Origin of the sequence: Streptomyces sp. NPDC059787 (assembly GCF_042732315.1) — a bacterium.
Taxonomy (GTDB): Bacteria; Actinomycetota; Actinomycetes; order Streptomycetales; family Streptomycetaceae; genus Streptomyces; species Streptomyces atrovirens.
Genome location: NZ_JBHWHX010000031.1, coordinates 1 through 24,150, shown reverse-complemented (window position 1 = coordinate 24,150; position 24,150 = coordinate 1). Strand labels below are relative to the sequence as shown.

At 71.9% G+C, this 24,150-nt stretch carries 23 protein-coding genes and 1 riboswitch; of the genes, 12 read left to right on the top strand and 11 right to left on the bottom strand.

Translation table 11 applies throughout. The annotated features are described in order from the left end of the window. Nucleotides 1-299 precede the first annotated feature (299 nt). Nucleotides 300-2,381: a HelD family protein gene (locus tag ACFV5H_RS25960; RefSeq protein ID WP_385197472.1), complete on the top strand. Its 2,082-nt coding sequence runs from the start codon at nt 300-302 to the stop codon at nt 2,379-2,381. Between the two features lie 213 nt (nt 2,382-2,594). On the opposite strand, the gene ACFV5H_RS25955 is transcribed toward ACFV5H_RS25960, so the two are convergent. From ACFV5H_RS25955 to ACFV5H_RS25945, 3 genes are all read right to left on the bottom strand, one after another. Further along, entirely contained in the window at nt 2,595-3,284 is a 690-nt protein-coding gene (locus ACFV5H_RS25955) for a copper homeostasis protein CutC (protein ID WP_385057954.1), read from the bottom strand. Nucleotides 3,285-3,379: 95 nt separating this feature from the next. Beyond that, a complete protein-coding gene (locus ACFV5H_RS25950) occupies nt 3,380-4,060 on the bottom strand; it encodes a maleylpyruvate isomerase family mycothiol-dependent enzyme (RefSeq protein ID WP_385197470.1) in 681 nt (226 codons plus the stop codon). Between the two features lie 33 nt (nt 4,061-4,093). Continuing rightward, nucleotides 4,094-4,507 carry a cytidine deaminase family protein gene (locus ACFV5H_RS25945; protein WP_385197469.1) on the bottom strand — a complete coding sequence of 138 codons (414 nt, stop codon included), beginning with the start codon at nt 4,505-4,507 and terminating at the stop codon, nt 4,094-4,096. 48 nt (nt 4,508-4,555) lie between these two features. Here ACFV5H_RS25945 and ACFV5H_RS25940 point away from each other — a divergent pair, with 48 nt between their 5' ends. Both ACFV5H_RS25940 and ACFV5H_RS25935 read left to right on the top strand, forming a co-directional pair. Beyond that, on the top strand, nt 4,556-5,218 hold the full coding sequence (locus ACFV5H_RS25940) for a hypothetical protein (RefSeq protein ID WP_385197467.1): 663 nt from the start codon (nt 4,556-4,558) through the stop codon (nt 5,216-5,218). Nucleotides 5,219-5,228: 10 nt separating this feature from the next. Beyond that, nucleotides 5,229-6,314: a GNAT family N-acetyltransferase gene (locus ACFV5H_RS25935; protein ID WP_385197466.1), complete on the top strand. Its 1,086-nt coding sequence runs from the start codon at nt 5,229-5,231 to the stop codon at nt 6,312-6,314. On the opposite strand, the gene ACFV5H_RS25930 is transcribed toward ACFV5H_RS25935, so the two are convergent. Next, on the bottom strand, nt 6,296-6,574 hold the full coding sequence (locus ACFV5H_RS25930) for a DUF4031 domain-containing protein (protein ID WP_073934401.1): 279 nt from the start codon (nt 6,572-6,574) through the stop codon (nt 6,296-6,298). The two genes, ACFV5H_RS25935 and ACFV5H_RS25930, sit on opposite strands and share 19 nt — an antisense overlap. Beyond that, the gene (locus ACFV5H_RS25925; protein ID WP_385057945.1) at nt 6,571-6,984 is read right to left on the bottom strand and encodes a hypothetical protein; all 414 of its coding nucleotides are present in this window, start codon (nt 6,982-6,984) and stop codon (nt 6,571-6,573) included. Before ACFV5H_RS25925 ends, ACFV5H_RS25930 begins: the two co-directional genes overlap by 4 nt. A 57-nt stretch (nt 6,985-7,041) precedes the next feature. Here ACFV5H_RS25925 and ACFV5H_RS25920 point away from each other — a divergent pair, with 57 nt between their 5' ends. From ACFV5H_RS25920 to ACFV5H_RS25910, 3 genes are all read left to right on the top strand, one after another. Continuing rightward, nucleotides 7,042-7,983, top strand: a complete 942-nt coding sequence (locus tag ACFV5H_RS25920; RefSeq protein WP_385057944.1) for a MurR/RpiR family transcriptional regulator — start codon at nt 7,042-7,044, stop codon at nt 7,981-7,983. Nucleotides 7,984-8,085: 102 nt separating this feature from the next. Then, nucleotides 8,086-9,021 (top strand): N-acetylmuramic acid 6-phosphate etherase, encoded by a 936-nt coding sequence (gene murQ, locus ACFV5H_RS25915; protein WP_385197464.1) that lies wholly within the window; start codon nt 8,086-8,088, stop codon nt 9,019-9,021. Between the two features lie 49 nt (nt 9,022-9,070). After that, a complete protein-coding gene (locus ACFV5H_RS25910; RefSeq protein ID WP_385057941.1) occupies nt 9,071-9,643 on the top strand; it encodes a hypothetical protein in 573 nt (190 codons plus the stop codon). A gap of 208 nt (nt 9,644-9,851) precedes the next feature. On the opposite strand, the gene ACFV5H_RS25905 is transcribed toward ACFV5H_RS25910, so the two are convergent. Together ACFV5H_RS25905 and ACFV5H_RS25900 are read right to left on the bottom strand one after the other, a co-directional pair. Continuing rightward, nucleotides 9,852-11,321, bottom strand: coding sequence for an MFS transporter (locus ACFV5H_RS25905; protein ID WP_385197463.1), 1,470 nt, complete (start codon nt 11,319-11,321; stop codon nt 9,852-9,854). Between the two features lie 361 nt (nt 11,322-11,682). Then, nucleotides 11,683-12,813: an NADH:flavin oxidoreductase gene (locus ACFV5H_RS25900; RefSeq protein ID WP_385057937.1), complete on the bottom strand. Its 1,131-nt coding sequence runs from the start codon at nt 12,811-12,813 to the stop codon at nt 11,683-11,685. A gap of 157 nt (nt 12,814-12,970) precedes the next feature. Here ACFV5H_RS25900 and ACFV5H_RS25895 point away from each other — a divergent pair, with 157 nt between their 5' ends. The 3 genes from ACFV5H_RS25895 (at nt 12,971) to ACFV5H_RS25885 (ending at nt 16,113) form a co-directional block, all read left to right on the top strand. After that, nucleotides 12,971-13,327, top strand: coding sequence for a hypothetical protein (locus ACFV5H_RS25895; protein ID WP_385057936.1), 357 nt, complete (start codon nt 12,971-12,973; stop codon nt 13,325-13,327). A 136-nt stretch (nt 13,328-13,463) separates the two neighbouring features. Next, on the top strand, nt 13,464-14,933 hold the full coding sequence (locus tag ACFV5H_RS25890; protein ID WP_385197461.1) for a serine/threonine-protein kinase: 1,470 nt from the start codon (nt 13,464-13,466) through the stop codon (nt 14,931-14,933). 952 nt (nt 14,934-15,885) lie between these two features. Then, the gene (locus ACFV5H_RS25885; RefSeq protein ID WP_385057932.1) at nt 15,886-16,113 is read left to right on the top strand and encodes a hypothetical protein; all 228 of its coding nucleotides are present in this window, start codon (nt 15,886-15,888) and stop codon (nt 16,111-16,113) included. Nucleotides 16,114-16,203: 90 nt separating this feature from the next. On the opposite strand, the gene groL is transcribed toward ACFV5H_RS25885, so the two are convergent. The 4 genes from groL to thrC form a co-directional block, all read right to left on the bottom strand. Beyond that, on the bottom strand, nt 16,204-17,826 hold the full coding sequence (gene groL, locus ACFV5H_RS25880; protein WP_073934393.1) for a chaperonin GroEL: 1,623 nt from the start codon (nt 17,824-17,826) through the stop codon (nt 16,204-16,206). 325 nt (nt 17,827-18,151) lie between these two features. Continuing rightward, entirely contained in the window at nt 18,152-18,355 is a 204-nt protein-coding gene (locus tag ACFV5H_RS25875; protein WP_004929928.1) for a cold-shock protein, read from the bottom strand. 430 nt (nt 18,356-18,785) lie between these two features. Then, nucleotides 18,786-19,061, bottom strand: coding sequence for a ubiquitin-like small modifier protein 1 (locus tag ACFV5H_RS25870; protein WP_385057930.1), 276 nt, complete (start codon nt 19,059-19,061; stop codon nt 18,786-18,788). 81 nt (nt 19,062-19,142) lie between these two features. Further along, on the bottom strand, nt 19,143-20,432 hold the full coding sequence (thrC, locus tag ACFV5H_RS25865) for a threonine synthase (protein WP_385057929.1): 1,290 nt from the start codon (nt 20,430-20,432) through the stop codon (nt 19,143-19,145). A 17-nt stretch (nt 20,433-20,449) separates the two neighbouring features. Next, a riboswitch (SAM riboswitch) is annotated at nt 20,450-20,597 on the bottom strand. Between the two features lie 140 nt (nt 20,598-20,737). On the opposite strand from thrC, the gene ACFV5H_RS25860 reads away from it, so the two are divergent. The 3 genes from ACFV5H_RS25860 to otsB are packed head-to-tail and all read left to right on the top strand — an operon-like array spanning nt 20,738 to nt 24,062. After that, the gene (locus ACFV5H_RS25860; protein WP_385057928.1) at nt 20,738-21,682 is read left to right on the top strand and encodes a glucosyl-3-phosphoglycerate synthase; all 945 of its coding nucleotides are present in this window, start codon (nt 20,738-20,740) and stop codon (nt 21,680-21,682) included. 58 nt (nt 21,683-21,740) lie between these two features. After that, nucleotides 21,741-23,138: a trehalose-6-phosphate synthase gene (locus ACFV5H_RS25855; RefSeq protein WP_385057927.1), complete on the top strand. Its 1,398-nt coding sequence runs from the start codon at nt 21,741-21,743 to the stop codon at nt 23,136-23,138. Nucleotides 23,139-23,198: 60 nt separating this feature from the next. Beyond that, nucleotides 23,199-24,062, top strand: a complete 864-nt coding sequence (gene otsB, locus ACFV5H_RS25850; protein ID WP_385057925.1) for a trehalose-phosphatase — start codon at nt 23,199-23,201, stop codon at nt 24,060-24,062. Nucleotides 24,063-24,150: the final 88 nt, after the last annotated feature.

Sequence of the window (24,150 nt, the reverse complement as noted above, 5' to 3'; positions counted from 1 at the left end):
CGTGCGCGACGCGGACGGTTCACCCCCTACGGGCTGACCAGCACGGACACGGGCGTGCCCGGCGTGCGCGACGCGGACGGTTCACCCCCTACGGGCTGACCGGCGCGGACACGGGCGTGCCCGCCGCGTCGGCCCACCGCGCCCGCCCCGTCCGGCGCACAAACCGTTTGGCCCGCACCGGCTCCGCGTCCTAGAATCTCCGCTCTTGCCCGCCTCCCCTCACGGAGCGCCGCCGCCCGGACGGAAACCGGCCGGTATCTCGCAGCAACTTCAGCCGCAGTTCTCCCGGAGGCACACCCTTGTCCGCGTCCACACCGGTAGACGAGCCCGTAGACGGTCCCGCGACCACCCCCGCGGACGACCCGCTCGCCCGCGAACGCTCCCACCTCGCCGCGTCCCGTTCCGCGCTCCGCGCCATGCGCGAGGACGTCGAGGCCCTCGACATCAGCGACGTCACGGCGAACTGGGTCAACGCGGCCGCGCTGGCACACCAGATCGACGAGCGCATCAAGGCGCTGGCCGACCTCAGCGACACCCCGCTGTTCTTCGGCCGCCTCGACTACCTGCACTCCCCCGGCGCCGAGCAGGCCGAAGGCGCGGAGGGCGAGCGCTTCTACATCGGGCGCCGGCACGTGCACGACGCGGACGGCGACCCGATGGTGATCGACTGGCGTGCGCCGGTGTCACAGCCGTTCTACCGGGCGTCCAGGAAGGACCCGCTGGACATCGCGCTGCGCCGCCGCTTCGGCTACACCGGCGGCGACCTCACCGCGTACGAGGACGAGCACCTCTCCGATCCGTCCGAGGCCGCGACCACCAGCAAGCTGCTCCAGCAGGAGATCGAACGTCCGCGCGTCGGCCCGATGCGGGACATCGTCGCCACGATCCAGCCCGAGCAGGACGAGATCGTACGGTCCGGGCTGTCCGGCAGCGTGTGCGTGCAGGGAGGTCCGGGCACCGGGAAGACGGCCGTCGGCCTGCACCGGGTCGCCTACCTCCTCTACGCCCACCGCGAGCGGCTGGCCCGCACCGGCACGCTGGTCGTCGGGCCGAACCGCTCCTTCCTGCACTACATCGAGCAGGTGCTGCCCGCACTGGGCGAGCTGACGGTCGCGCAGGCCACGGTGGACGACCTGGTGGCGCACGTGGAGGTGCGCGGGACGGACGACGCGCCGGCGGCGGTGGTCAAGGGCGACGCCCGCATGGCGCAGGTCCTGCGCAGGGCCCTCTACGCGCACGTCACGATGCCCACCGAACCGGTCGTGGTCGTACGGGGTTCACGCCGCTGGCGGGTACCGGCGTACGAACTGGAGGAGATCGTCCGGCAGTTGCTCGACCGCGACATCCGCTACGGCGCCGCCCGCGACGCCCTTCCGCAGCGCGTCGCGCACGCCGTGCTGGTGCAGATGGAGCGGGCGGGCGAGGCACCGGACGACCGTGTGCAGGACGCGGTGGCCCGCAACAGCGCGGTGAAGGCGGCGGTGAAGACGGTCTGGCCGGCCGTCGACCCGGCGAAGCTGGTGCTGCGGCTGCTGAGCGACCCGGAGTTCCTGGCGGAGCACGCCGAGGGCCTGCTCGACGAGCAGGAGCAGAAGACGATCCTGTGGGCGAAGCCCGCGCGGTCGGTGAAGTCGGCGAAGTGGTCGGTGGCGGACGCGGTACTGATCGACGAGGCGACGGACCTCGTCCAGCGCACGCACTCCCTCGGACACGTGGTGCTGGACGAGGCGCAGGACCTGTCCCCCATGCAGTACCGCGCGGTGGGCCGCCGCTGCACGACCGGTTCGGCGACCGTCCTCGGCGACCTGGCCCAGGGCACCACACCCTGGGCGACCCGAAGCTGGGACGAAGCCCTGCTCCACCTGGGCAAACAGGACGCGGTGATCGAGGAGTTGACGGCCGGTTTCCGCGTCCCCACGGACGTCATCACCTACGCCTCCCGGCTCCTGACGCACATCGCTCCGGGTCTGACCCCGGTGGCGTCGATCCGCGAGAACCCGGGCTTCTTCGAGGTCCGCCGGTCCGGGGGGACGGACGACGTGGTGTCCGCGTGCCGCGAACTCCTGCGCAACGAGGGCTCGGTGGGCCTGATCGCGGCGGACACCCACATCCCGGAACTGGCGAAGGCACTGACGGCGGCAGGCATCACCTACATCGCCCCCGGCGAGGAGACGACCCGTGAGACCCGCCTGACCCTGGTCCCGGCCTCCCTGGCGAAGGGCCTGGAGTACGACTACGTACTCCTGGACGAACCCCGCGCGGTGGTCGACGCCGAACCCGACGAACGCACGGGCCTGCGCCGCCTGTACGTAACCCTGACCCGAGCGGTGTCAGGCCTGATCGTCACGCACAACGCACCCCTGCCGGAGCAGCTGACGTAACCGCTCTCGTCACCGCGGGCAATCGTGCCGCTGGGGCGGCACGGGTGGGCTGGGGGTACCCCCTCCGGGGGAGGCACCCCGCAAGCGCCGGGCCGCGCGACCCGCCCCCTCCGCCACCGCGGGCAATCGTGCCGCGGGGCGGCACGGGTGGGCGCGACGGCGCCCCGCAAGCGCCGGGCCGCGCGACCACCCCCCGCCCAGCAGCAGCGCCGCTCAGCCCCCCAGCACCCGCCGCCACTCCGCGACGGCCGCCGCCGACACGGGCCCGCCCCACCCCCGAGGGCGGGCCGCCCCACCGATGTGGAACCCGTCGATCCCCGCATCCAACAACCCCGGCACATGCTCCAACCGCAGTCCACCCCCCACCAGCAACTGCTGCTCGTACCCCGGCTCCCCCCGCCGCCCCGCCTCCGCGAGCAGAACCGGCAGCCCGGCGTCCACCCCATCGGCCGACCCGGCCGTCAGATAGGTGTCCAGCCCCGGCACCCCATCGAGCTGCTTGCGCAGAGCATCCCGGTCGGCGGCCCGGTCGATCGCCCGGTGGAACGTCCACCGGCACCCCTCCAGCACACGGGCGACCCGCTCCACCGCACCCAGATCCACGGCCCCGCCCGCGTCGAGGAACCCGAGCACGAACTCCTCCGCCCCGGCCTCGCGCATCTCGCACGCGGCCTTCACCAGCCGCTCGACGTCCCCCGCCGCGAACCCGTCCGCCAGCCGCAGCATCACCCGCGCCGGAATGTCCACCGCAGCCCGGATCCCCGCGACGGTCGCCGCCGAAGGCGTCAGCCCGTCCGCCGCCATGTCGGTCACCAGCTCGAGGCGGTCCGCACCTCCGGCCTGGGCGGCCACCGCGTCCTCGACGTCGAGGGCGATCACCTCCAGGACTGCACGCTTGCTCATGGGACCCCATTCCTCGGCATCAGACGGCGACTACAGGTCTAGTCCAATCCAAGACTACGCCCGACCGCCCGCCCGAGGCCGCCCCGCCCCTCCGCTCAGTCCCCGAAGATGTTCAGCTCCGCCGCCTCCGCCCCGGCCAGCTCGTACGCGGCACCGTCCACCGGACGCCCCGCGTACAGCCGTACGAGGGTCGGCCCGTCCCCGATGTAGCGGGCCGGGGGACGTTCCCCCGTGGCGTCGCCCAGTCGCAGCGGCTCGTCGGCGTCGTCGAGGTCGGCGTGCAGCGGCAGATGGCCCTTCCCGCTGGTCACCTGCCCCAGCAGAGTGAGCGCGTACGGCAGCCCCGCGCCCGCGTACGCCCCCGCCTCCCCCAGCGCGACCCGTACGTCCCCGGCGTGCACCCACTCGCCCAGCGCGAGCCCGTCCAGCGCCCCGCCCGCCTTGGCGATCACGGGCCCCGCCCCGCTCATCCCGCGCTCCAGCTCGTCCACGACCCGGGCGTTCGTCCACCCGGCCCGCTCGACGATGTCCCGCTCGTTGCTCTCGGGCGAGAACACCCCGTCCTCGAACCGCCGCTCCAGGACCCGGGTGAACGCGGCCGAGCAGTGCGCCAGCACATCCCGCACCGTCCACCCCGGACACGCCGCCACCGGCAGCGCGAAGTCCCCGTCGGCCCTCCCCCGCAGCAACGGGATCAGCGCGTCCCGCTCGACGGCCAGCAGCCGGCCGGGCAGCTCGGGGTCTCGTACGTTCCGCACATCCGCAGGAGTCGTCATGCCGTCCACGCTAGTGCGGCGGGGGCGCGCGGCCTACTGGGCGTCGACCTGATGGTCGGCCCAGACGTAGCCCACGGGCAGCAGTTCGGCGATGGGGACGGTACGGACGTCCTCACCCCCGCCGACGATGATCTCGATCCCGGGAAAGTAGTCGAGCAGAACCTGCCGGCACCGGCCGCACGGGGGAACGACCCCCCGGTCCCGGTCCCCCACGGCGACGATCGTCTCCAGCTCGTAGATCCCCTGAGCCGCGGCCGCGCCGACGAGAACCAGCTCGGCGCAGGGCCCGCCGGTGAAGTGGTAGGCGTTCACCGCGGTGACGATCCGCCCGTCCCGGCCCCGGCCTGCGGCCGCCATGGTGTGGTTGTCACCCCGGCAACGGGTACGGGCGACCCGGGCGGCGGCCTCGACGAGTTCACGGTCGACGGAGCGGATCTGCGTGGTCATCCCCTCAGTGTGCGGCAGGCGCCGGGAGCCGGGGCGGACAATGGGCCCATGGCCGACACCGACGCCCTCCATGCCCGCTGGCTGCGTGCCCTCCTCCCGGCACGGGACGGCGCGTGCCACCCCGAGCCGTACCGGTACGCCGACGCCCTGCTGCGCCGCTGGTCCGAGCCCCAGCGGCACTACCACACGCTCACCCATCTGACCGCCGTCCTGGACCACATCGACGTACTGGAGGAGTACGCCGGCGACCCGGACGTCGTACGGCTCGCCGCCTGGTTCCACGACGCGGTCTACCTGCCGGACCGGTCCACCAACGAGGAGCGCTCCGCCCGCCTCGCCGAGCGGGCCCTTCCCGAGGCCGGGGTGTCCGCGGAGAAGACCGCCGAGGTGGCCCGGCTGGTGCGGCTCACCGTCACGCACGATCCGGCCGACGACGACCGGGACGGGCAGGTGCTGTGCGACGCCGACCTCGCGGTCCTCGCCGCGTCGCCGTCGTCGTACGCCGCCTACACCGCCGCCGTCCGCGAGGAGTACCACTTCGTGCCGAACGACGCGTTCCGCGCGGGACGGGCCGAGGTGCTGCGGCAACTCCTCGCCCTGCCACGCCTGTTCCGTACGCCGTACGGGCGGGAGCACTGGGAGGCCACCGCCCGCTACAACATGCGCGGCGAGCTGGAAATGCTGTCGCCCCCGGCCGTGCCGCCCGCCTAGCCTGCCCCGCATGCGTGCTGTGGGAGCGGAACAGGTGGAGGAAGCCGTCGCGGACTGCGTGGCGGCGCTGGGGACGGTCACCGACCGGGACTGGACGGGGGTGCGGGCCGGGCGACTGGAGTGGAACTGCCGGGAGACGGCGGCACACATCGCGAGCGATCTCATCGCGTACGCGGGACAGATCGCCGGGCGGGCGCAGGACGCTTACGTGCCCTTCGAGATCACCCTCGACGGCAGCGAGGACGGCCTGGACCCCGCCGACAACGCGGGCACCCTCCAGGTGATCACCACGACCGGCGCCCTGCTCGCCGCCGCCGTCCGCACCACCCCGCGCGCGGTCCGCGCCTTCCACCCGTTCCCCTTCCGGCACGCGAGCCGTGAGGGCTTCGCCGCGATGGGCATCGCCGAGGTGCTACTGCACACGCACGACATCGCCGAGGGGATGGGGATCGGCTACGAGCCGCCGGCCGAGCTGGCCTCCTTCGTCCTCACCCGGATCTTCCCGCAGGCCAAGCCGGGGCCCACGCCGTGGCGGACGCTGCTGTGGGCCACCGGGCGCGGTGATCTGCCGGGCCGGGAACCCGTCACCGAGTGGAAGTGGAGCAACAACCCCGTGCTCCGGTCGGAGCGGCTGGCCCTGGAGGGCGTCACCCCCGCGGTCGCGGCCGAACTGTCCCTCGCCGGTGACGGCGGGTTCCACTGGGTGGACTCGGGTCCGTTCGAGGGGACGCGGGAGGGCGCCGGGATGCTGCTCAAGCAGTACGAGGAGGGTGTCTTCCACCCGGAGTGGGCCATGTACGTACTGGTCCGGCGCGAGGACGACCGCGCGGTGGGCGCGATGGGGTTCCACGGCGTCCCGGACGAGGACGGCAGGGTGGAGATCGGCTACGACCTCTCCGTGGACGCCCGCGGCAACGGCTACGCCACCGAGGCGCTGCGCACCCTGTCGGCGTGGGCGCTCACGCGGGACGGCGTACGGACGGTGGCCGCCGTGGTCGACCAGGAGAACGTGCCCTCGCAGAAGGTCGTCACCCGGGCCGGTTTCACCGAGGTGTCCCGGCAGGAGGGGCAGATCTCCTACGAACTCCGCGGCTGAGCCGCGCCCTTGCGGCGCCGCAGCCCCGCCCCGTGCAGCAGCCGCACCACCTCGCGGCTGCTGACCTCGACCGCCCCCGCGCGCACCGCGTCGGCGTACCGGTGGGCGGGGACGTCGTAGTGGTCGCGTTCGAAGGCGCGGCGGGGGACGCCCAGGCGGTCGGCGAAGGTGTGCAGTTCGTCGTAGGAGAGGTCGCTGACGAGGTGGGACCACATCCGGCCGTGGCCCGGCCAGGTGGGCGGGTCGATGTACACGGTCACGAAGGTGTCGCCCCGCCCAGCCCGCCCACCGCCGCGACCTTCACGCCCGCCTTGTGGCACACCCAGTGCGGATCGGGGCCGAGTTCCGGCTCCACGTCCAGCGCGTGCGGGTCGCCGGTACCGCAGACCGGGCACAGCGGCCAGCGCCCGTGCCGCTCCAGCAGGGCGTCCTGTACGTCCTGGGCGACCAGGCCGGCGAGGAACCCGGAACCGTCCGGCCACTGTTCCACCCACCAGCGCCGGTGCGTGACGGACTCCTCGACGAGGGACACCACCTCCGCCTCGGCGACCTCGCGCGCGGCCAGATCGGCGAGCACGAGGGCGCGCGCCGCGTGCAGGGCCTGTTCCAGAGGGCTGACCGGACGGGGTCCGGGGGCGCCGGGTTCGCCGGGCGGATCGTGGGGGTCCATGCCCCCTATTGTGCGCACTCTTGACCGCACGACCGGAACGAAAATATCTTTCATATCGTGACCCGTGACGTGAAGGAAATTTTCGGGAACGGTCCGGGCGGCAGTACGCCCTCCCCTCCCGCGCCCGCCGCCCTGGCGGCCAAGGTGCGCACGCTGGCTCCGTCGATGACCCGTTCCATGCAGCGGGTCGCCGAGGCCGTCGCCGACGACCCGGCCGGCTGCGCGGCCCTCACGGTCACCGGACTCGCCGAACTCACCGGCACCAGCGAGGCCACCGTCGTACGCACCGCCCGCCTGCTCGGCTACCCCGGCTACCGCGATCTGCGCCTCGCGCTGGCCGGTCTCGCCGCCCAGCAGCAGTCCGGGCGCGCGCCCGCCATCACCACCGACATCGCGGTGGACGACCCCATAGCCGACGTCGTGGCGAAACTCGCCTACGACGAGCAGCAGACCCTCGCCGACACGGCGGCCGGACTGGACACCGTGCAGCTCGCCGCCGCCGTGACCGCCCTGGCCGGCGCCCGCCGCACCGATGTGTACGGTGTCGGCGCGTCGGGGCTCGTCGCCCAGGACCTCACCCAGAAGCTGCTGCGCATAGGCCTGATGGCGCACGCCCACAGCGACCCGCACCTCGCCGTCACCAACGCGGTGCAGCTGCGGTCGGGAGACGTGGCGATCGCCGTCACGCACTCCGGGTCGACCGGGGACGTCATCGAACCGCTCCGGGTGGCCTTCGAGCGCGGGGCGACGACGGTGGCGGTCACCGGACGCCCGGACGGTCCCGTCACGCAGTACGCCGATCACGTCCTGACCACGTCCACGGCACGGGAGAGCGAGTTGCGGCCGGCCGCGATGTCGTCCCGGACGGGGCAGTTGCTGGTGGTGGACTGTCTGTTCGTGGGGGTCGCCCAGCGGACGTACGAGTCGGCGGCGCCTTCGCTGGCCGCGTCGTACGAGGCGTTGGCTCATCGGCACCGGGTGCTCCGCAAGGGGCCGTAGGGGCGGAGCGCCGTTTTCGACCGCGGGTGATCTGTGGCTGATCGCGCAGTTCCCCGCGCCCCTGAGGTAGGCCGCCCAACCCCCGGACTGGAAAGACCCGCCATGACTTCCACCTCCCACCACCGCGATCTCCGTGCCCAGCTGGAGACGCTCACCACCGAGGCGTTCCGGCCCGAGCTGGCGGACGTCGACCGGTTGCCCACCCTCGACATCGCGCGGCTGATGAACGGCGAGGACGCCACGGTGGCCGGGGCCGTGGGCGAGCAGGTGCCGGTGATCGCCGCCGCGATCGACGCCGTCGCCGAGCGGATGGGCCGGGGCGGGCGGCTGATCTACGCGGGTGCGGGTACCGCCGGCCGGCTGGGGGTGCTGGACGCCTCCGAGTGTCCGCCGACCTTCAACACCGATCCGGCGCGGGTCGTCGGTCTGATCGCGGGCGGTCCCGACGCCGTGGTCACCTCGGTGGAGGGTGCCGAGGACTCGCGCGAGCTGGCCGAGGCCGACCTGGCCGCGCTGGAGCTGACCGCCGACGACACGGTGGTCGGTGTCTCCGCCTCCGGCCGGACCCCGTACGCGGTCGGCGCCGTCGCGTACGCCCGTGCGCTCGGTGCCCTCACCGTGGGCCTGGCCTGCAACCGGGGCAGTGCGCTGGCGGCGGCGGCCGAGCACGGCATCGAGGTCGTCGTGGGCCCGGAGTTCCTCACCGGTTCCACGCGCCTGAAGGCCGGTACCGCGCAGAAGCTGGTGCTGAACATGCTGTCGACGATCACGATGATCCGGCTGGGCAAGACGTACGGGAACCTGATGGTCGACGTGCGGGCCTCCAACGAGAAGCTGCGCGCCCGTTCCCGCCGTATCGTCGCGCAGGCGACGGGTGCGGCGGACGACGTCATCGAGCGGGCCCTGACCGCCACGGACGGCGAGGTCAAGCACGCGATCCTGGTGATCCTGGCGGACGTGGACGGTCCGACGGCCGCCCGTCTGCTCGCGGAGTCCGACGGCCGTCTGCGCGCGGCGCTCACCAGGGCGCGGGAGTAGAGGGAATCCGTGGGCGGATACTGGAGAGCACCCGACCCGGAGACGAACCATGAACCACGCGCAGCTCACCGCCCTGGGCCGCGCCCTGCGCGTGCTCGGGGAGCACGGCGAGGCGCTGTCCGCCGACACCCCGGACGCCCGGCTGCACGAAGTGAAGGACGACCTGCGGCGGGCCCTGGACCTGCTGGAGGAGAGCGTCACCACGGCCGCGCCCAGCACGCGTTGCGCCGAGCACCCGACCGGACCGGTCGACAAGAGCGCCCCCGACCTGTGCCTGCTCTGCGAGACCCGGCGCCGCACCGCCCGCCGCGCCGAGTTCAACGGCCCGGCCCCGCAGGCCCGGCCCGCCGGGCCCGTGCAGTCCCGGTACGGGGTGCGCGGTGACCGGCCGCAGCCGCAGCAGCGCTGGCTGCCGGAGCTGTGGAACGGGCAGACGTGGCAGCTGTGCGGCACCCCGCGCCGGGACCGGCGCGAGGCGGAACTGTTCGTCGCGGCGCAGCGACGCGGGCCCCGGCCCGCCATGGCGTACCGGATCGTCCACGAGTTCACCGACTACGAGGTGCTGCGCGTGTGGGGGACACCGGTCAGGGTCGACATCGAGCCGATGGGCGGCAATCCCTGAAGGGGCGCGGGGAACTGCGCACGGGGTCTGGGGCGGAGCCCCAGGGACGGGAAGGGAAGGGGCGGCGGGGGCGAGAAACACCACCGCGACGGCCCACCCACCGCGGACAACCGCAGCTCCCGGGCCCCGCCACGACCCCGAACACGGCAACGGCCGCCGCCCCGGGGTTCCCGGGACGGCGGCCGTCATCCGGCAGCGCCGACCGGCCCTACGCCTTCGACGGCTCCGCCACGCGCCCCGCGACGGCGTCCTCCGCCCCCGCGGCCCGCTGCCGCGGAATGAAGCCGGCGATGACGAAGCCGAGCAGCGCCGCCCCGGCCCCGAGCGCCAGCACCGTACGGAAGGCGTCCTCGGACGGCAGTGCGAACCCGCCGAACTCCGTGGTCATCTGGGCCAGGACGACACCGGCGACGGCACTGGCGACGGAGGTGCCGATGGACCGCATGAGGGTGTTGAGGGCGTTGGCGGCACCCGTCTCGGAGGCGGGCACGGCGCCCATGATCAGCGTGGGCATCGCACCGTAGGTGAAGCCGATGCCGGCGCCGATGACGCAGGACGCCAGCACGAAGTGCCAGACCTCGCTCATGAGCAGGACGTTCAGGCCGTAGCCGGCGGCCACGATCAGGGCGCCGATCATGAGCGTCACCTTCGGGCCCTTGGCGCGGGAGACGAGCGCGGAGACCGGGGCCAGCGCCATCATCACCAGGCCGGACGGCGCCATGACCAGACCGGCCGTCAGCAGCGACTGGCCCAGGCCGTAGCCGGTCTCCTCCGGGAGCTGCAGCACCTGCGGGATGACCAGGGACATCGAGAACATCGCGAAGCCGATGGCGATCGAGGCGAGGTTGGTGATCAGCACCTGGGGGCGGGCCGTGCTGCGCAGGTCCACCAGCGGCTGGTCGTTGCGCAGCTCGTAGAAGCCCCAGGCCACCAGGATCACGACGGCCGCCGCGAACAGGCCGAGGGTGGTGCCGCTCGCCCAGCCCCAGTCGCCGCCCTTGGAGATCGCCAGCAGCAGACAGATCAGTCCGGCCGCCATGCCGATCGAGCCGGGCAGGTCGAACCGGCCACCGGTGCGCACCTTCGACTCCGGCACCATGATCAGCACCAGGACCAGCGCGACCACACCCAGCGCGGCCGAGATCCAGAAGAGCATGTGCCAGTCGAAGTTGTCGGCGATGAGCGCGGCGACGGGCAGGCCGAGGGCACCGCCGACGCCGAGCGAGGCGCTGATCATCGCGGTGGCCGAGCCCAGCTTCTCCGCGGGCAGTTCGTCGCGCAGGATGCTGATGCCGAGCGGGATCACACCGGACGACAGGCCCTGCAGGGCGCGGCCGACGATCATCGGGACCAGGGAGTCGCTGAGTCCGGCGACCACGGAGCCGACCACCAGCATGGCCATGCTGACCAGCAGCATGCGGCGCTTGCCGTACATGTCGCCGAGGCGGCCCATGACGGGCGTGGCGACGGCGGCGGCGAGCAGGGTGGCGGTGATGGCCCAGGCGGTGTCCGCGGCGGAGGCGTTCAGGTACTGCGGCAGTTGCCCCACGATCGGGATCACCAGGGTCTGCATCAGCGAGACCACGATGCCGCCGAAGGCCAGTACGGGCACCACGGCACCGGTCTTGGGCGGCGCGGCGGTGCCGGGCGTGGGGGAACGGTCGAGTGCGTCGGACATGAAGGAGGTCTCCGTCGTGACTCAGGCCAATACTTGACTCAGGCAACTTTAAGGCGATTGATTGACTTAAGCAAATTAAAAACGGGTGACGCGCGGATGGCGCCCCCGCTTCCGGGGGCGCCATCGACCGGCTCAGCTCGGCGTCTTCACGGGACACCGACCCGCACGACGTCAGCTCGGCGTCTTCACGGACGCCGGCTCGTACGGCGTCAGCTCGGCGTCTTCACGGACGCCGGCTCGTACGGCGTCAGCTCAGGGTCCGCATGGACACCGACCCGCACGACGTCAGCTCAGGGTCCGCATGGACACCGACCCGCACGACGTCAGCTCAGGGTCCGCATGGACACCGACCCGCACGACGTCAGCTCAGCGTCTTCATGGACGCCGGCTCGTACGGCGTCAGCTCGTCGAAGCGGCCGGCCAGCACCTTGGCCGCCCAGTTCGGGTCCTGGAGCAGCGCACGGCCCACGGCGACGAGGTCGAACTCGTCCCGCTCCATCCGGTCGAGCAGGTTGTCGATGCTGCCGAGCTCGGCACCCTGCCCCTGGAAAGCCTTGAGGAACTCGCCGTTCAGCCCGACGGAGCCGACGGTGATGGCGGGCCTGCCGGTCAGCTTCTTCGTCCAGCCGGCCAGGTTGAGGTCGGAGTCCTCGAACTCCGGCAGCCAGTAGCGGCGCGTGGACGCGTGGAAGGCGTCGACACCGGCCGCGGCGAGCGGGGCGAGGATCGCCTCCAGTTCCTGGGGCGTCTCGGCGAGCCGGGCGTCGTAGGCGTCCTGCTTCCACTGCGAGTACCGGAAGATCACGGGGAACTCGGGCGACACGGCGGCACGCACCGCCGCCACGATCTCCGCCGCGAACCGCGCACGGGCCACCGGGTCACCGCCGTAGGCGTCGGTGCGGCGGTTGGTGCCGGACCACAGGAACTGGTCGATGAGATAGCCGTGGGCGCCGTGCAGCTCCACACCGTCGAAGCCGATGCGCTCGGCGTCGGCGGCGGCCCGGGCGAACGCGGCGACGACGTCGTCGATGTCGGTCTGCGTCATCGCCTCGCCCTTGCCCTCGGTGCCGTCCGTGCGCACCCCGGACGGGCCGACCGCCGGGGCCTCGGGGTACGGCGCCTGACCCTGCTCGCGGACCATGCCGATGTGCCAGAGCTGCGGCACGATCGTGCCGCCCGCCGCGTGCACCGCCTCGGCGACCTCCGCCCAGCCCGCGAGCTGCTCCTCCCCGTGGAACCGCGGCACCCGGTCGCTCAGCCCGGCCGACTCGTGCCCCACGTACGTCCCCTCGGTGACGATCAGCCCGACACCGGCCGCGGCGCGACGCGAGTAGTACGACACCACGTCCGCACCGGGCACACCGCCCGGCGAGAACATCCGGGTCATCGGCGCCATGGCGATGCGGTTGGGGACGGTCAGGCCGTTGATCGTGACGGGCCGGGAGAGGAGCCCGGCGGCTCGGGCGGCGGTGTCCGGGGAGGTGGTGGTCACGTGGGGGCTCCTCTGCTTTGCATACCGGTTAGTACGTGCGCATGCATTAAATGCACGCTCAGCACCAACCGGGAAGCGGGGAGAGGCATTCCCCTCGGGCCCCGGACGTGACGCCGGTCACGGGACGCCCTCCCGCGCACCGGGGTACGGTCGCCCGATGAGAACACGCCTCCTGCGCTTCGGCCTGTACGCGGACGAGGAAGGACTGGCGTGGGCCGGCTCGGTCGTCGACCGGGCCGTGGAGCTCCGGAACGCCCGGACCGTCGGCCGGGACGTCCTCCGCACGCTCCCCGGCAGCGGTACGACGACCGCCGACCTCTACGACCACCTGGCGCAGCAGTGGGCCTGGGAGCACCCGGGCCGAAGCAGCGGCGCACGGGAGCCGGTCGAGCTGCGCGTCCGTCTGGTGTGCTCGCTGCGGACCTGGCGGGCGGTCCGCAAGGCGGTGCTGCGGGGCCTGTGCCCGCAGGGCACGGCACCGCACGTCTGCCGCGTGCCGTGGTGCGCCGCCTGAAACGCCGCACGCCCGAAGCCCGGGCAATGTCACAAAGCGGCCACACCCCGCCGTACCGCGGGAGGCCGGCGCCTTATGAGCGCAGGATTACCCGCATGGGGGACAACGCCCACCGCTGACCACATGAGGGGCTGCCGTGACGGGGGCACGCATCGGGGACTACTCGATCGAACGCAAGCTGGGCAGCGGAGGCATGGGATCCGTCTATCTGGGGCGTTCGCGTTCCGGCCGGGCCGTCGCCATCAAGGTGATCCGGCCCGAGTACGCGGCCGACCCACGGTTCAGGGACCGATTCCGCAAGGAGGTCGAGGCCGCCCGCAGGGTCGGCGGCTTCCATACGGCGGCGGTGGTGGACGCCGACCCCGACGCGGCACAGCCATGGATGGCGAGCGCGTACGTCAAAGGACCGACGCTGGCCGAAGCCGTCGCCCGGCGCGGCCCCCTCGACGAAGCCGGACTCCGGTCCCTCGCCGCCGCGCTGGCCGAGGCACTGGAAGCGATCCACGGCTGCGGGCTGGTGCACCGCGACCTCAAACCGGGCAACATCATCCTGGCCGAGGACGGCCCCCGCGTCCTGGACTTCGGAATCGCCCAGGCGCTGGAGGGCACCCGGCTGACCGTCGACGGCGCGGCTGTCGGAACCCCGGGGTTCATCGCACCCGAGCAGGTCCTGGGCCGCGCGATCACCGGGGCGTGCGACGTCTTCGCCCTCGGCGCCGTACTGGTAGCCGCGGCCGGCGGCAGCGCCTTCGGGGAGGGGTCGCCGTACGGGCTGATGTACCGGGCGGTGCACGACACCCCGGATGTGACCGCGCTGCCCGCCGCCCTGCGCCCCCTCGCTGAAGCCTGCCTCCGCAAGGAACCCGAACAACGGCCGTCACCAAGGCGGTTACTGGACCTGTGCGCAGACCGTACCGATCACACGGCCACCGTGACCGACCCCCCGGACGCCCCCTTCCACGCATCCCCCACCGTGACGGCCGGCCGTCCCCGCCCCGAGGCCCCGCCCACGCCTCCGCCCCCACCCCCGCACCGGCCGCCGGACCCTCCCCGGCCCTCGACCGCCCCCCGCCGACGTGCGAGAACCACGCCGCCGCTCGCCCTCTACCGGCGCAACCGCCGGAGCTGGACGATCCTGATCACGCGAAACCTGCTCGTCATGGCCGGGTTCGTCACGACGACCGTGCTGGGCAGCATCCACGACCTGCCCGACTCGGTCCCCCTGACAGGATTCCTCGGCTCTTTCTTCACGGCCATCCGGCTGGTCGGCCTGTACGGAAGCACCAACGACGGAATCGTGATCAACGAGTTGGGCATCGGGATGGGCTCCCCGGGCAATCTGGCCGTGCTGCGCTGGACGGACATGAGGTCCCTGGAACTGGCCGACGGCGCCAGGGAGACGTGGCTGACCGTCCGGTGCGGTGAGCGGCAGTACCTCCCCCTGGCCTTCCACCGCCCGCTGTGGGTCCGCAACAAACGGAACGGAACCATTCACATCCGCACCCGATGGCTGCGGCCCATCGGCGACACGCCTCCGCTCCCGGACGCCTTGCGCGCCTTCGCCGCACACCGGCACGTCCCCCTGACGGAGACCCGGGCCGGCTGACCGGACTCCCGAAGCTCAAGTACCGAGCTCCGAGCCCTCTTTTCAAGGAACGGGCGGAGGGTCCCACCCGCCCTCCCACCCCCGCGTGTTGACTTGACGCGTCCGGCTCGCCACGCAAGGTCACGAACGTCTGGCGTGCCCGCATAACGAACAGCCACCGCCCGGTGCACACAACACCTGCGGGGGCCTGACCTACAAGATCGAGAGAAAGTCGATCCCATGGCTGCCGCCCAGCCTGGTCCTGCTCGCCTGTCCGCGCACGGCTCCCCGCACCCGATGGCCAATCCGGGTTACGGAAAACGCACCGTGCCGGGCCAACACCGGCGCACGCGGCATGACTTCACGCACCTCCCGCCCCGGGAGGCGGCCGTCGCCGCCTTCATCGACCGGCTCACCGACGGCGCCGACATCTCGGTGAAGACGCCGGCCAGGACGCTCCCGTACGGACAGCGCTCCCTGCGGACCGCCCTCAACAACCTTCAGCGCACAGGCCACTTGCGCCGCGGCCGGGAAACCGTCGCGGCAGGGGACACCGGGAGTGGCACACGCTGGATCACCCGATCGTGGTGGTCGCCCACCGCACGCGACGACGACTGGTGGGCGGCGTTCACCCGCGGCGACGTACCGGGCGAGGACGCCGCCCCGCCTGAACGCGCCCGCCCCACCCGCTCCCGCGCCCACCTCCTCCTCGCCGCCCTCGGCCGTGACACCCCCGCGCTGTCGCTCTCCCGGACCGACTGCGCGCGGCTCGCCCCGCTGGTGGAGGAGTGGTTCGCGCGCGGTGCCACCGACGAGGCCGTACGTGCCGCACTCACCGCCGGCCTGCCCACTCCCGTGCGCCATCCGGCGGCCCTGCTACGCCGTCGCCTGACCGACAAGCTGCCGCCGGAGCCGCTGCCCGCTCCGGCTCCTGGAGTGCGCGAAATGCCGGGCGCCGGGTCGTCCGGAGGTGTTGCCGGGCGGCATCTGCGGCGCGTGTCGGGGCGAACGCGCCCCCCGCCCGCCCCGACACGCCCCTGTCGGCATCGACCGCGACAGCGACACGGTCAAGGTATACAGCGAGCCCAAGAACGGCCGCTACCAGCAGTCTCCGTCCTACCCCTGGGGAACCACCGTCGTACTCCCCTCCCCCGTGGACATCACCCTCGACACCGAGGAACTCAAGGAGTACGCGGACTGACCCCACACACGCCCGAGGGCGGCACCCCCTGCCACACAGGGGGTGCCGCCCTCGGTCGTACGACGGACGGATCCGATCCTCGAATAAGGATCAGAAGTCCATGTCACCGCCCGGCATGCCGCCGCCGGCCGGGGCCGCGGCCTTCTCCGGCTTGTCGGCGATGACGGCCTCGGTGGTGAGGAACAGCGCGGCGATGGAGGCGGCGTTCTGCAGCGCGGAGCGCGTCACCTTCGCCGGGTCGATGATGCCCTCGGCGATCATGTCGACGTACTCGCCGGTCGCGGCGTTCAGGCCGTGGCCGACCGTGAGGTTGCGGACCTTCTCCACGACAACGCCGCCCTCGAGACCACCGTTGACGGCGATCTGCTTCAGCGGGGCCTCCAGCGCGAGCTTCACGGCGTTGGCGCCGGTCGCCTCGTCACCGTCGAGCTCCAGCTTCTCGAAGACCTGGGAGGCCTGCAGCAGGGCCACGCCACCACCGGCGACGATGCCCTCCTCGACGGCCGCCTTGGCGTTGCGCACGGCGTCCTCGATGCGGTGCTTGCGCTCCTTGAGCTCCACCTCGGTGGCGGCACCGGCCTTGATGACCGCGACACCGCCGGCGAGCTTCGCCAGGCGCTCCTGCAGCTTCTCGCGGTCGTAGTCCGAGTCGCTGTTCTCGATCTCGGCGCGGATCTGGTTCACGCGGCCCTGGACCTGGTCGGCCGAGCCGGCACCGTCGACGATGGTGGTCTCGTCCTTGGTGATGACGACCTTGCGGGCCTTGCCCAGCAGGTCGAGCGTCGCGTTCTCCAGCTTGAGGCCGACCTCCTCGGAGATGACCTCGCCGCCCGTGAGGATGGCGATGTCGCCGAGCATGGCCTTGCGGCGGTCACCGAAGCCCGGGGCCTTGACGGCGACGGACTTGAAGGTGCCGCGGATCTTGTTGACGACCAGGGTCGACAGGGCCTCGCCCTCGACGTCCTCGGCGATGATCAGCAGCGGCTTGCCCGACTGCATGACCTTCTCCAGGAGCGGGAGCAGGTCCTTGACGTTGGAGACCTTGGAGTTCGCGATCAGGATGTACGGGTCGTCGAGGACGGCCTCCATACGCTCCATGTCGGTGGCGAAGTACGCCGAGATGTAGCCCTTGTCGAAGCGCATACCCTCGGTGAGCTCCAGCTCCAGACCGAAGGTCTGGGACTCCTCGACGGTGATGACGCCTTCCTTGCCGACCTTGTCCATGGCCTCGGCGATGAGCTCGCCGATCTGGGTGTCGGCGGCGGAGATGGAGGCCGTGGAGGCGATCTGCTCCTTGGTCTCGACATCCTTCGCCTGCTCGAGCAGGGCACCGGAGACGGCCTCGACGGCCTTCTCGATGCCGCGCTTCAGAGCCATCGGGTTGGCGCCGGCGGCCACGTTGCGCAGACCCTCGCGCACCAGGGCCTGGGCGAGGACGGTCGCGGTGGTCGTACCGTCACCGGCGACGTCGTCCGTCTTCTTGGCGACTTCCTTGACCAGCTCGGCGCCGATCTTCTCGTACGGGTCCTCGAGCTCGATCTCCTTGGCGATGGACACACCATCGTTGGTGATCGTGGGGGCGCCCCACTTCTTCTCGAGGACGACGTTGCGGCCCTTGGGGCCGAGCGTCACCTTGACGGCGTCCGCGAGCTGGTTCATGCCGCGCTCGAGGCCGCGCCGCGCCTCCTCGTCGAACGCGATGATCTTGGCCATGTGAAGTGGTCCCTCCAGGACTGGGGGTGATTCCTTCGGACCGCGCCCGCGCCCGCGACGGACGGCTCGCCGACCCCGTGGTTCCTTGCCCCACACGGCCCGCGGGCCTCACCGACCCGGTCCTTCGTTGTCACTCTCACCTTCAGAGTGCTAACGCCAATGATTAGCACTCGACCCATGCGAGTGCAAGCGCCCATGAGGAGTACACGGGGGCGCTCGGCCGTACGCGAACACCTCTCGGCCGCGCGCGGGCACGGCGAAGGGCCCGCACCCCGGGAGGTGCGGGCCCTTCGCCGGCAGAAGATGCTTGCGGCTGGCAGCGCGTTCAGGCGCTGAGACGAACCATGTCGGCCTGCGGGCCCTTCTGACCCTGCGAGATCTCGAACTCGACCCGCTGGCCTTCTTCGAGGGTGCGGTAGCCGTCCATCTGGATCGCGCTGTAGTGGACGAAAACATCCGCACCACCGTCGACCGCGATGAAGCCGTACCCCTTCTCCGCGTTGAACCACTTGACGGTGCCCTGAGCCATGCCTAACTCCCCTATTACTGGCCCTTGCACAGATCCACACTTCGCGGATCCGGGTCAGACCTCACCCCCCAACGGTTGGGGGCGTGCGCCGGAACGCGTCGACCGCGGCTGAATGTATCTGTCCAACTGCCGTCTGCAACAGGTCAATCGGACGAGAAATCTGGACGACGCCGGTCCGGAATGTGGCGAGAATTCGCCTTAATCCAGGGCAAGTCGGGCCACGCGAAGGTCACAAATGCCGCGAAAGGTGCCCACACTTTGGCTACATCCAGTCGGGCCCGCGGCAGGAATTCAGTGTTTCCGATCAGTGGATCGGGAGCGCGTTCCCCAACTCTATCGCGCTCAATCCCATGGAATTGCCCCCTCCGCTTCTCTCACGGAGGGGGCAAAGTCCCAAACGCTCGGTAACCGTCATTACCGAAGGTAATGATCAGCCGCCGGCCACCGCCGGAATGATCGACACGCCGGCCCCGTCCGGGGTCGTCGTCTCGAGCCCCTGCTCGAACCGCACGTCGTCGTCATTGACGTAGACGTTCACGAACCGCCGCAACTTGCCCTGATCGTCCAGCACCCGGGCGGCGATCCCGGTGTGGTTCTTCTCCAGGTCCTGGATGACCTCGCCGAGGGTCGCACCCTCGGCGGCAACCTCGGCCTGCCCACCGGTGTAGGTGCGCAGGATGGTGGGGATACGAACAGTCACGCTCACGACAAAACCTCCGGAAGGGACAGCACCCTAGGGGCGCGGGGAACTGCGCGACCGGCCACAGACGGCCCGCGGACGAACGACTCAGACAAGCCCGGCTTCACGGAACGACTCAAGGCTCGGACGGATCGTCGCGGTCAGCCCCGTGCCGGCCACCGCGTCCAGCGTCTTCAGACCATCCCCGGTGTTCAGCACAACCGTGGTCAGGGACGGGTCGAGGGCACCGCTCTCGAGCAGCTTCCTGGTCACGCCGACCGTGACACCCCCCGCGGTCTCCGCGAAGATCCCCTCGGTGCGCGCCAGCAGCTTGATCGCGTCGACGATCTGCCCGTCGTTCACGTCCTCCACCGCCCCGCCCGTCCGGCGGGCGATGTCCAGCACGTACGGCCCGTCCGCCGGGTTCCCGATCGCCAGCGACTTGGCGATCGTGTCCGGCTTCTGCGGACGTACGACGTCGTGCCCCGCCTTGTACGCGGTGGACACCGGCGAGCACCCCTCGGCCTGCGCGCCGAAGATCCTGTACGGCTTGTCCTCGACCAGCCCGAGCGCGATCAGCTCCTGCAGCCCCTTGTCGATCTTCGTGAGCTGGGAGCCGGAGGCGATCGGGATCACGATCTGGTCCGGGAGCCGCCAGCCGAGCTGCTCGCAGATCTCGTACGCGAGGGTCTTGGACCCCTCCGCGTAGTACGGCCGCAGGTTGACGTTGACGAAGCCCCAGCCCTCGCCGGCCGGGTCGCCGATCAGCTCGGAGCAGAAGCGGTTCACGTCGTCGTAGTTGCCCTCGATGCCGACGAGTTCACCGCCGTAGACGGCGGCCATGACGACCTTGCCCTGCTCCAGGTCGTGCGGGATGAACACGCAGGACCGGAAGCCCGCCCGGGCCGCGGCGGCACCGACGGCGCCGGCGAGGTTGCCGGTGGAGGAGCAGGAGAGGGTGGTGAAGCCGAAGGCGCGGGCGGCCTCGATGGCCTGGGCGACGACGCGGTCCTTGAAGGAGTGCGTCGGGTTGCCGGAGTCGTCCTTGACGAACAGCTTGCCGGCGTCGACACCCAGCTCACGCGCGAGGTTGTCGGCCTGGACGAGCTTGGTCCAGCCGGGGTTCAGGTTCGGCTTGGTCGCCACGTCCGCCGGGACGGGCAGCAGCGGCGCGTAGCGCCAGATGTTCGCGGGTCCCGCTTCGATCCGCTTGCGGAGCTCCTCGGTGTCGTGGGCCGAGAAGTCGTACGCGATCTCCAGCGGGCCGAAACACTCCTCGCAGGCGAAGACGGGGCCGAGGGGGACGCGGTGCCCGCATTCGCGGCAGGAGAGCGCCGCGGCCGGACCGAGGTCTACGGCGGCGGAATCGGTGGTGCTTGCAACAGTCTGCACAGCCATGGAGGCGAGGCCCTTTCTCCTCATCTTCCTCACGACGCACCTCGCCGTGAGACGGATTTGGCACCTTCCCTAGCCGGGAGCCTCGCCACGTCCGTGTGACAAGAACCGACTGGAGGGTTGCCGGGGCTTCATCGGGCCGTATCCCTCTGCCCCTCTGGATGAGCGGTGTTCAGTTGTCGTCCGCGCGGTGACCCCGGCATGCGGTGGTCATCGGCGTTGTTCAAGACTGTAACCGAAGGCCTGCATGGTTGAGATAGTCGTCCGTACCGCGAGATGGATCACAGGCCAGTGAGGAGCCCGGGACCGTGCTGGAAGAAGTCGAGCGCTGGCTGATCGACCGTTCCTGGTCCGTGGCCGACCGCCCGCTCCACCGGATCCTGGCGGCGAAACGCGCGACGGGTCAGACGGTGAGCGTGGTGCTGCCCGCGCTCGACGAGGAGGCGACGGTCGGCGAGATCGTGTCGGTGATCCGGCACGACCTGGTGCTCCAGGTCCCGCTGGTCGACGAGGTGGTGGTGGTCGACTCGGGTTCGACCGACCGCACGGCCGAGGTGGCGGCGGCGGCGGGCGCGCGAGTGGTGCACCGGGACGCGATCCTGCCCCGGATACCGGCGGTGCCCGGCAAGGGCGAGGTGCTGTGGCGCTCCCTGCTCGTCACCCGCGGGGACATCGTGTGCTTCGTCGACGCGGATCTGCGGGAGTTCTCCTCCGACTTCGTCTCCGGCATCGTCGGCCCGCTGCTCACCGAGCCGGACGTGCACCTGGTCAAGGCGATGTACGACCGTCCGCTGGGCTCCGCCGCCGGTCAGGGCGGCCGGGTCACGGAGCTGATGGCCCGCCCGCTGCTGAACATGCACTGGCCCCAGCTCGCCGGCTTCGTCCAGCCGCTCGGCGGCGAGTACGCGGCCCGCCGCACCCTGCTGGAACAGCTCCCGTTCCCGGTCGGGTACGGCGTCGAGCTGGGCATGCTGGTCGACGCCCTGCACCTGGTGGGCCTGGACGCCCTCGCCCAGGTGGACGTCGGCGTCCGCGTCCACCGCCACCAGGACGGCCAGGCCCTCGGCCGGATGGCCGCCGCGATCTACCGCACCGCGCAGCTCCGCCTGGCCCGCGGCCATCTGATCCGCCCGTCCCTGACCCAGTTCGAGCGCACCGGCGACAACTTCGAACCCCGTACGTACTCCGTGGACACGGAGGAACGGCCGCCGATGGCGGAGATCGCGGAGTACCAGGCACGAAGGGTGGCCTGACCCGTATACGGCCGATCCGTGCGTTTGAGGCCCGTGGGGCCGGGCTAGGTTGACGCGTATGGCTGTCACGCAGGGTGCTCAGGTGCTGGTCGCGTCGAATCGCGGGCCCGTCTCGTACACGGTGGAGGACGACGGTTCGCTGCGGGCCGGGCGGGGCGGTGGCGGGCTGGTGTCCGGGCTGTCGGCGATCGGACCGGACGCGGGGGCGCTGTGGGTGTGCTCGGCGCTGTCCGACGGCGACCGCGAGGCGGTGCGGCGCGGGGTCGGCGAGGACGGCGTGCGGATGCTGGACATCCCGGCGGACGTGCACGCGGACGCGTACAACGGGATCGCCAACTCGGTGCTGTGGTTCGTGCACCACATGCTGTACCAGACGCCGCTGGAGCCGGTCTTCGACGCGGGGTTCCGCCGGCAGTGGGCGTCGTACGAGGCCTACAACCGGGCGTTCGCCGAGGCGCTGGCCGAGGAGGCGGCGCGGGGTGCGGCGGTACTGGTCCAGGACTACCACCTGACGCTCGTCCCCGGGATGCTCCGCGAACTCCGCCCCGACCTGCGCATCGCGCACTTCTCGCACACACCGTGGGCGCCGCCGGAGTACTTCGCGCTGCTGCCCGACGACATCGCGCGGCAGGTGCTGCGCGGGATGCTGGGCGCCGACCGGCTCGGCTTCCTCACCCACCGCTGGGCGGACGCGTTCACCGCGTGCTGCGAACGCTTCGCGGACGGCCTCGGGGACACGCGGATCGGCGTGCACGGTCTGGGGGCCGACGCGGACTTCCTGCGCGCCCGCGCCCACGAGGCGGACGTCGAGGAGCGGATCACCGCGCTCCGGAAGGAGATCGGCGAGGGGCGCCGGACGATCGTCCGGGTCGACCGGACCGAGCTGTCGAAGAACATCGTGCGGGGCCTGCTGGCCTACCGGCAGCTCCTGGACGACCGTCCCGAGTGGCGCGAGCGCGTCGTGCACGTCGCGTTCGCCTACCCCTCCCGGCAGGACCTCGCCGTGTACCGCGACTACACCGCCGAGGTGCGGCGGGTCGCGGAGGAGATCAACGAGCGGTACGGCACACCGGGCTGGCGGCCGGTCGTCCTGCACGTCAAGGACGACTTCGCGCGCTCGCTCGCCGCGTACCGGATGGCGGACGTGGCGCTGGTCAACCCGATCCGCGACGGCATGAACCTGGTCGCCAAGGAGGTCCCGGTCGTCTCCGACGCGGGCTGCGCGCTGGTGCTGTCGCGGGAGGCGGGCGCCCACGAGGAGCTGGGCGAGGACGCGCTCACGGTCAACCCGTACGACGTCGTCGGGACCGCCGAGGCCCTGCACGAGGCCCTGACGATGAGCCCGGACGAACGCGCCGAGCGCGCCAAGCGCCTGGCTGCGGCGGCGACCGCGCTGCCCCCGGCCCGCTGGTTCCTGGAGCAGCTGGACGCGCTGCGGGACGGAACGCCCGGCTGACCGGAGGTATGGCCGGTCACACAGGAGTGCGAGGGGGCGGGCGCGGATAGGTTGGACGGTATGGCCAGCCATACGGATTCCACGGAGCCGAATGCCACGCCGACGCCCGCCACGCAGGCCGGGCGGGAAGGGCTGGAGGCGCTTCTCTCCCGCCCGGGGAAGGCACTGATCGGGCTCGACTTCGACGGGACGCTCGCGCCGATCGTGGCCGATCCCGAGCAGGCCCGCGCGCACCCGGACGCGGTCGGCGCGCTCGCCGCGCTCGCGCCCGAGGTGGCCGCGGTCGCGGTCGTCACCGGCCGGCCGGCGGGGGTCGCGGTCCGCCACGGGGGCTTCGCGGGCGTTCCCGGCCTCGGACACCTCGTCGTTCTCGGCCATTACGGCGCCGAGCGCTGGGACGCCGTCACCGGCACGGTCACCGCGCCCGCCCCGCACCCCGGGGTCGCCGCCGTCCGCGCGGAGCTGCCGGGGGTGCTCGACCGGGTCGGCGCGTGGCAGGGCACGTGGATCGAGGAGAAGGGCGGCCGGGCGGTGGCGGTCCACACCCGCCGGGCCGCCGACCCGCAGGCCGCGTTCGAGGCCCTGCGCGAGCCGCTCGCCGACCTCGCCACCCGGCACGGTCTGATCGTCGAGCCCGGCCGCATGGTGCTGGAGCTGCGTCCGCCCGGGATGGACAAGGGCGTCGCCCTGATGGAGTACGCCCGGGACATCGGGGCGCAGTCGGTGCTGTACGCGGGTGACGACCTGGGCGACCTGCCCGCCTACACGGCCGTCGACAAACTCCGCTCCGCCGGCACTCCGGGGCTGCTGGTGTGCAGCGGCAGCGACGAGGTGGCGGAGCTGAGGGAGCGGGCGGACGTGGTGGTCGACGGGCCGGCGGGGGTCGTGCGGCTGCTGCGGTGGCTGGCGGAGCGGATGCGCTGACCGTTTTTTCGCCCCCGCCCCTTCCCGTCCCGACCCGGGGGCGCTGCCCCCGGACCCCCGCTCCTCAAACGCCGGAGGGGCTGGAATC